This window comes from Propioniciclava sp., assembly GCF_029977985.1.
In the GTDB taxonomy this organism is placed as follows: domain Bacteria; phylum Actinomycetota; class Actinomycetes; order Propionibacteriales; family Propionibacteriaceae; genus Propioniciclava.
On the sequence record NZ_JARKOT010000162.1, the window covers coordinates 1 to 7,637 of the forward strand.

7 protein-coding genes are annotated in these 7,637 nt (G+C 72.2%); 1 reads left to right on the forward strand and 6 read right to left on the reverse strand.

Annotated features, from left to right (window positions below; genetic code table 11):
• Positions 1 to 226 precede the first annotated feature (226 nt).
• From tgt to hrcA, 4 genes are read right to left on the reverse strand one after another with little or no spacing between them, the layout of a single operon-like run.
• A complete protein-coding gene (tgt, locus tag Q1K57_RS10025) occupies positions 227 to 1,456 on the reverse strand; it encodes a tRNA guanosine(34) transglycosylase Tgt (RefSeq protein ID WP_300081832.1) in 1,230 nt (409 codons plus the stop codon).
• Complete coding sequence (locus Q1K57_RS10030) at positions 1,453 to 2,199, reverse strand: 16S rRNA (uracil(1498)-N(3))-methyltransferase (protein ID WP_300081835.1); 747 nt, start codon at positions 2,197 to 2,199, stop codon at positions 1,453 to 1,455. Before Q1K57_RS10030 ends, tgt begins: the two co-directional genes overlap by 4 nt.
• Positions 2,200 to 2,214: 15 nt before the next feature.
• The gene (gene dnaJ, locus Q1K57_RS10035; RefSeq protein ID WP_300081838.1) at positions 2,215 to 3,387 is read right to left on the reverse strand and encodes a molecular chaperone DnaJ; all 1,173 of its coding nucleotides are present in this window, start codon (positions 3,385 to 3,387) and stop codon (positions 2,215 to 2,217) included.
• A 27-nt stretch (positions 3,388 to 3,414) separates the two neighbouring features.
• On the reverse strand, positions 3,415 to 4,431 hold the full coding sequence (gene hrcA / locus Q1K57_RS10040; protein WP_300081840.1) for a heat-inducible transcriptional repressor HrcA: 1,017 nt from the start codon (positions 4,429 to 4,431) through the stop codon (positions 3,415 to 3,417).
• A gap of 193 nt (positions 4,432 to 4,624) precedes the next feature.
• Here hrcA and Q1K57_RS10045 point away from each other — a divergent pair, with 193 nt between their 5' ends.
• Entirely contained in the window at positions 4,625 to 5,482 is an 858-nt protein-coding gene (locus Q1K57_RS10045) for an MBL fold metallo-hydrolase (protein WP_300081843.1), read from the forward strand.
• Between the two features lie 74 nt (positions 5,483 to 5,556).
• Here the strand turns inward: Q1K57_RS10045 and Q1K57_RS10050 are convergent, their stop codons facing one another.
• Both Q1K57_RS10050 and Q1K57_RS10055 read right to left on the reverse strand, forming a co-directional pair.
• Positions 5,557 to 6,327 carry an inositol monophosphatase gene (locus tag Q1K57_RS10050; protein WP_300081846.1) on the reverse strand — a complete coding sequence of 257 codons (771 nt, stop codon included), beginning with the start codon at positions 6,325 to 6,327 and terminating at the stop codon, positions 5,557 to 5,559.
• Positions 6,327 to 7,190, reverse strand: coding sequence for a DUF3097 domain-containing protein (locus Q1K57_RS10055; RefSeq protein WP_300081848.1), 864 nt, complete (start codon positions 7,188 to 7,190; stop codon positions 6,327 to 6,329). Before Q1K57_RS10055 ends, Q1K57_RS10050 begins: the two co-directional genes overlap by 1 nt.
• Between the last annotated feature and the right edge of the window lie 447 nt (positions 7,191 to 7,637).

Here is a 7,637-nt window from a genome sequence, read left to right on the forward strand (position 1 = left end):
GTGAAGTCCGACAACCCGGCCAGGCTGTCGACCAACCGGCGACGCTCGGCGTCCAACTCGGCGGCACTCCACTGCTCGAACACGACCACCATCATCCCTCCTCCAACTCTGGGTAACTACGTATCCCAGACTAGGAACGTGTCAAGGCCAACCACACAAACGACACGATCAGGAGTCACACCCCATGGGGAGCACTCCCCACCCGGCCTTCGTCCCGCGCCCGCCCTCAGCGCCGCCCGGCGAGCCAGCGGCCCAGGAACGCGTCGCGGAAGTCCGCGAAGCGCCCCTGCTCCAGGGCGTCCCGGATGTCGTCGACGAGGCGCACGGTGAACCGCTCGTTGTGGATCGTCGCGAGGGTGGACGCCACCATCTCCTTCGCCTTGAACAGGTGGTGCAGGTAGGCGCGCGTGTAGTGGGCGCACGTATAGCAGTCGCAGCCGTCCTCGACGGGCCCGAAGTGCCGGCGGCTCGCCGCGGTGAGCAGGTTGTAGCGGCCGTCAGCGGTGTAGACGGCCGAGTTGCGCGCCACCCGGCTCGGATTCACACAGTCGAAGGTGTCCGCGCCGTTCTCGACGGCCGTGAAGAAGTCCTCCGGCTCGGAGATGCCGAGCAGGTGCCGCGGCCGGTCGTCGCCCAGCTCGTCGGCGCACCAGCCCACCATCGTGCCCAGGTTCTCCTTCTCCAGTGCCCCGCCGATGCCGAAGCCGTCGAACCGCTGGCCGTCGACCGCCAGGTCGGCCAGCCCCCGGGCGGCCTGCCTGCGCAGGTCCTCGTACTGGGCGCCCTGCACCACCCCGAACAACGCCTGATAGGGCTTGTCCGCCCGCTGGGCGGTGAGTTCGCGGTGGGCGGCCAGGCAGCGGATCGCCCACCGGTGCGTCCGCTCCACCGACGCCTCCTGGTAGCCGCGGGTGTTCTTCAGCGTGGTCAACTCGTCGAAGGCGAACATGACGTCGGCGCCCAGTGCGTGCTGGACGCGCATGCTCACCTCCGGCGTGAACCGGTGCAGGTCGCCGTTGAGGTGCGACCGGAACGTGACCCCGTCGTCGTCGACGTGGGCCAGGCGCTCCTTGCCGTCGGCGATCACGTCGTCGTCGGCGACGCCCGCGGCGTCCATGGCCAAGACCTTGCGGAAGCCGACGCCGAGGCTCATCACCTGGAAGCCGCCCGAATCGGTGAACGTCGGCCCCGTCCAGTTCATGAAGGCGCCGAGCCCGCCGGCGGCGTCCACGATGTCGGCGCCCGGCTGGAGATAGAGGTGATAGGCGTTCGCGAGCACCGCCTGCGCGCCGACGGCCGCGACAGCCTCCGGCAGCACGGCCTTCACCGTGGCCTGCGTCCCGACGACGACGAACGCCGGCGTCCGGATCGTGCCGTGGGGGGTGGCGATGACGCCCGTGCGCCCGCGCCCTCCGGGCAGCGCGACGCCGGGCGTGAAGCCGAATGCGTCGCTCACTTGGCCTTCGACACGCGCCGCTGGAGCGCCTGCAGCTGGGCCAGCGCGACGACGCCGGCGGTCGACGTCCGCAGCACGGCGTCGCTCACGAGCACCTGGCGGCCGCCCGCCTCCTCCAGCGCGGCGATCTCCTCGCCGGTGAGCCCACCCTCGGGGCCGATGACCAGCAACACGTCCCCCTCGGTCGGCAGGTCGAGGTGCGAGATCGGGTCGGCCGCACCCTCGTGGAGGATCAAGGTGCACGCCACGTCACGGGCCAGCAGCGCGAGTTCGCGGGTGCTCACCGGCGCGGCCACGATCGGGACGCGCAACCGACGGCTCTGTTTCGTGGCCTCGCGGGCGGTCGAGCGCCAGCGACCGAGCTGGCGCTCCTCGCGGTCGGGGGTCCACCGGACGACCGACCGGGACGCCTGCCACGGGATGATCCGGTCGACGCCGAGTTCGGTGAGCATCTCGACGGCCAGTTCGGCGCGGTCGCCCTTGGCGAGGGCCTGCGCCGCCACGTAGCGGACGGGCGGCCGCTCCGCCTGCAGCACCTCGTCGATCCGGAGGGTCACCGAGGTCTTGTCGGACGCCGTCACCTCGCCCTTGATGGCGGTGCCGGCCCCGTCGGCGACCATGATCGTCTCCCCCGGCCGGACCCGGCGCACGGCGGCGGCATGGCGGCCCTCGTCGCCGCCCAGCGTGAACTCCCCACCCACCTGCGGGTGGTTCAGGTCCGCGAGGAACAGCGCCTCGGTCATGGTCCTCCTCCTGGCTCAGCCGTCGAAGGCGTCCTTCAGTCGGCTGAAGAAGCCCTTGTGTCCACGGTCCACCGTCGCCGCCGGACGGCTCTCGCCGCGCGCGGTGGCCAGCTGGCGCAACAGGTCGCGCTGCGTGTCGTCCAAGGACGTCGGGGTCTGCACCAACAGCGTAACGCCGAGGTCGCCGCGTCCGGAGCCCCGCAGCCGCGGCACGCCGCGTCCGGTCACGACGAGCCGAGTTCCCGACTGGGTGCCGGCCGGGACGCTCACCTTGACGCGTGCCTCGTCTGCCGTGGTGCCCTCGACCTCGGCCTCGAGGGTGTCCACCCACACATCGGTGCCGAGCGCGGCAGCCGTCATGGGCAGGCGGGCGACCATCTCGAGGTTGTCGCCGTCGCGCTTGAAGACCTCGTGATTGCTCACGGTGAGCTCGACGTAGAGGTCGCCGGCCGGACCGCCACCGGGGCCGACCTCGCCCTGGGAGTCGAGGTGCACCCGGTTCCCGGTGCTCACGCCCGCCGGGATCTTCACGTTGATCGTCCGCGTGTTGCGGACGCGGCCCTCGCCCGAGCACTCGCCGCAAGGGTTCGGGATGACGGTGCCGTAGCCGCGGCAGTTCGGGCACGGCGAGACGGTCCGGATGTCGCCGAGGAAGCTGCGCTGGACCGTCTGCACGTCGCCCTGACCGTGACAGGTCGAGCAGGTCTGCGGCTCGGCTCCGTCGGCCGCCCCCTTGCCGGCACACGACGGGCAGACGACCGCCGTCTCGACCCGCACCGGCTTGGTGACGCCGAAGGCCGCCTCGGCCAGGGACAGGTTGAGCCGCACGAGGGCGTCCTGCCCCCGCCGCACCCGGCTCCGCGGGCCGCGCTGGCCCTGCGCGCCGAACATCGCGTCGAACAGGCCGCCCATGTCGAAGCCCGACGCACCGCCCGGGAATCCGAAACCGCCCATGCCGCCCGCACCCCCGCCCGCGCGCATCGGGTCGCCGCCGAGGTCGTACATCTGGCGTTTCTGCGGGTCGGAGAGAACGGCATAGGCCTCGCCGATCTGCTTGAACTTGTCGGCGCTGTCGGCGTCGTCGGCCACGTCCGGGTGGTACTTCATGGCGAGCTTGCGGTAGGCCTTCTTGATCTGCTCGCTCGATGCGTCCCGGGGCACGCCCAGAACCTCGTAGTAGTCGCTCAACGTCGTCCTTCGGTGAAACTCGGTGGATCAGCCTTCGGCCAGGAAGCGGCCCACGTACCGTGCGACGGCGCGCACGGACGCGATGGTGGACGGGTAGTCCATCCGCGTGGGACCCACGATGCCGAGGGTGGCCCACACGTCGGAGTCCGCACCGTACGCCGACGCCACCACGGACGTCGACTGGAGCGGCTCGTAGGGGTTCTCGTGGCCGATGCGAACGGTCACGTCGTTCGGCGAGGTCGCCTCGCCGAGGAGGCGCAGCAGCACCACCTGTTCCTCGAGCGCCTCGAGGACCGGCTTCACGGTGGTCTCGAACTGGTCGCCGAAGCGGGTGAGGTTCGGGACGCCGCCCACCACCACGCGCGTGCTCGCTTCCTCGCCGAGGATCTCGAGCAGGGCGGACGCGATCGTGGCCGCGAGCGGGACCAGGGCCGGCGGGAGGGCGTCCGGCGCGGTGGCGAGGCGGTCGATGGCCTCGCGCGCCGTGCTGCCGACGAGCAGGTCCGCCAGACGCGCGCGCACGAGCGCGACGTCGTCGGCCGTGGCATCGCCGAGCGGGACGCCGCGCTGCTCGATGCTGCCCGAACTGCTCACGCAGATGACGAGGCCGCGGTCGCCGCCGAGCCGGACGATCTCGACGTGCCGGATGCTCGACGTGGACAGCAGGGGATACTGCACGATCGCGACCTGCCGGGTCACCTGGGCGAGCAGGGCGACGGTCCGGCGGACCACGTCGTCCACGTCGAGCGCGCCCGCCAAGAACGTGGCGATGGCCCGCTTCTGGGCGAGGCTGAGCGGCTTGACCGCGCCCAGGCGGTCGACGAAGAGGCGATAGCCCTTGTCGGTGGGGATCCGGCCGGCGGAGGTGTGGGGCTGCATGATGTAGCCCTCATCCTCCAGGACGGCCATGTCGTTGCGGACCGTCGCCGGCGACACGTTCAGGTTGTGGCGCTCCACGATGGCCTTGCTGCCCACCGGCTCTTGCGAGGCCACGTAGTCGGTGACGATGGCCCGCAGGATCGCGAGCTTGCGGTCGTCGAGCATGGTCACCTCCCTCCCGCTGGCACTCGACACGACAGAGTGCCAGTCTACCGCGTGGGTGCCCTCTCCTCGCGCCCGTGGGGCACTGCCTCCTCGCGCCCGTCGGGCACTCCTCCTCGCCCCGGCGCTCCCCTTCGCCCCGGCACCCCTCCCGGCGACGGGGAGCGATCTTCTTCGGCACGGCTAGGGTGAGCCGGTGGACTTCTCCCTGACGCCGTTCGAAGCCGTCGCCGACCGCGTCTACGTGGCCGTCGCGGAACCGGCCACCGTGAACGTGGGCCTGGTGGTGGGCACGACCGGGGCGTTGCTCGTCGACACCGGCTCGTCACCCGCCCAGGGGCGCGCCATCCGGGAGGCGGCGGCGTCCGTGCTGGGCGAGGCACCCCTGACCGACGTCGTCGTCACGCACGCCCACTTCGACCATTGCTACGGGCTGAGCGCGTTCGCAGGGCCGCGCACGTGGGGGCACCGCAATCTGCCCGAGGCCCGGGAACACGAACGCCTCGCCGAAGAGCTCGCCGAGCTCGGCCTCACCCGCGGCGATCTCGCCCTCCCCGCACGCACCTTCAGCCTCGCCGCCACGATCGACCTCGGCGACTGCCACGCCGAGCTCGTCCACTTCGGTCCCGGTCACACCACCGCCGACGTGGCCGTGCACGTGCCGGCCCGCGGCGTCGTGTTCGCCGGCGACCTGCTCGAGTCGGCGCCCTTCGCGTGGGCCGGTCCCGACTCCTCGCTGGCCGACTGGCCGCGCACCCTCGACGGCACGCTCGGCACGCTCCGCCGCGACACGGTGGTCGTGCCCGGCCACGGTCCCGCCATGGACCGGGCCGCCGCCTTCATCCAGCGCGCCGAACTGGCCTGGCTCGAGGCGACCCTCGTCGCTCTGTGGGACGCCGGCACCGCGGTCGAGCACGTCTGGGACTCCACCAGCGACTGGCCGCTCCCCCGCGCACAGGCTGAGGAGATCGCGGCCGTCCGTTTCGCACAGTACGAGCGGGCCGGACGCCCCCGACGCCGCCCCTTGCCGCTCCTGCGGCCGACCCATTCCTGAGCGCCCGGCCCACCCTCGAGCGGCCGGTCACCCCTGAGCCGTCCGTGCCCAGCATCCACCGCCGCGCGGGGTTCTCACATCAGGGACGCCGCGTGCTGGGTCAGCGCCCGCAGAATCGCCGGCTCGGCCGCCACGAGCAGCTGACCGCCGTCGCCTCCGGCATGCCACGGCCGGCTCCCACCGATGCGCTGCGCCTCGCCGCCCACCTCGCGGGCCATGAGGGTGCCGGCGAGGTGGTCCCAGGGATGGACGGTGTTGTAGACGAGCGCATCCACGCCGCCGGCGAGCAGGAGGGGGTAGTCGATGGCGCAGGCGCCGTGGGTCCACGTGAAGGTGAGCTCCGCGCTCCCTCCTCCCGGGAACCGTCGCGGCCCGGCGACCTCCCACGGCGCGCGGCGCCCGACCGGCGCCAGCGGCGTCCCGTTACGGGTGACGCCGCCGCCGCGCTCGGCGACGTAGAGCGCGTCATGGACGGGCTGCCAGATCCAGCCGCGAACCGCCTCGCCGTGGCGGGTCTCGGCGAGCATGACTCCGAAATCGGGGCTGCCGGAGGCGAAGTTGCGGGTGCCGTCCACGGGGTCGATCACGAAGGCGTGCGCCGCCTCGGGCAAGCGGGTGAGCGTCGTTCCGTCGGCGAAGGACGCCTCCTCGCCCACGATCAGCGCATCGGGGAAGGCAGCGTGCAGGGCGGTGGTGAGGGCTTCCTCGGCCTCCCGGTCGGCGACGGTGACGAGGTCGCCCGGGCGCTTCTGGACGACCTCGTCGGCGGCCAGCGATCGCCAGCGCGGCAGGACGACGTCGGCGGCGACGTCGCAGAGCAGGCGCGCGATGGCGGCGGTGTCCATCACGAGTCCCGGTCCAGATGGTCCTCGGTGACGAAGTCGATCAGCTTCTCCACCTCAGTGAGCAGGCGCGGGTCGAGGTCCTCCCACCCGCGGACCTGCCGCAGGATGCGATGCCAGGCGGCCGCGATGTCGGCCTGGGTGGCGTGGGGCCAGCCGAGGGCGGCGCAGATGCCGTGCTTCCAGTCGGTGCCCTTCGGGATGCGCGGCCAGGCGTCGAGGCCGAGGCGTGCGGGTTTCACGGCCTCCCAGATGTCGATGGAGGCGTGCCCGGTGACAAACACGTGCTCGCCGCTCACCTGCGCGACGATGCGGGACTCCTTCGTGCCGGGCACGAGATGATCGACGAGCACGCCGAGGCGTCGCCCCTTGCCGGGAGCGAAATCGGTGACGATCGCGGGCAGGTCGTCGATGCCCCCCAGATATTCGACGACCACACCGACATGGCGCAGGTCGGCTCCCCAGACCTTCTCGACCAGCTCGGCGTCGTGACGTCCCTCCACGTAGATGCGGCTCGGCAGCGCGACCTTCGCCTGCGCCACCGGCCCCACGCGCGATCCCGACGCCGTATGCGTGCGCCGGCGCGCCTGGTCGGCGTCGCGCGCGGTCTCCGGGCGCTGGGGGGGCCGAAGGTCGACGGGCTTCCCGTCCAGCCAGAAGTGCGGGCCGAAGGGGAAGCTGCGCCGCCGGCCCTTGCGGTCCTCGAGGACGACCGAGCCGTTCTCCCACGTCACCACCGCGCCCACGAACCCGGACGTGGGCTCCTCGAGCACCAGCTCCTTCGTCACCGGGGTGGGCGTCGCGGTCCGCTTGCCGGCCTGCTGCCAGCCTTTCGCGAGCACGTCGGAGGCGTAACGGTTCACGATGGATCAGCCTACGGTCGCCCCCTCCCTCCCGAGCGCCCCCGCGCCGGAGAACCCCCATCCCATCGTGTGCGACGGTCCGGGCGCCCCCCGTGTTGCGGTCGGGGCTCACGTTTAGGGCGCTGGAGCGCCCACTTTGTGGGCCCCGACCGTCACACGGGGGTGTCCCCCAACCGCCACACGCGTTCGGAGGGCGTCCCCACTGCCAAGAGGACGCCGCCTGTGCGGTCAGGGTGGTCTTGCGGCCCCGCTTCTCAGCGCCCCGCTCACGAGCACGCCAACGGCGGCGTCGAGGGCGGATCCGGAGTCAACCCAAGAGGTCGCCCAGATGGTCGAGGGCCGCCCGTGGGAACCAACACCCCCGTGCGACAGTCGGGGACCACCCCCGAGTTGCGGTTGGGGCTCACGTTTGGAGCGCTGGAGCGCCCTCATTGTGAGCCCCAACCGCCA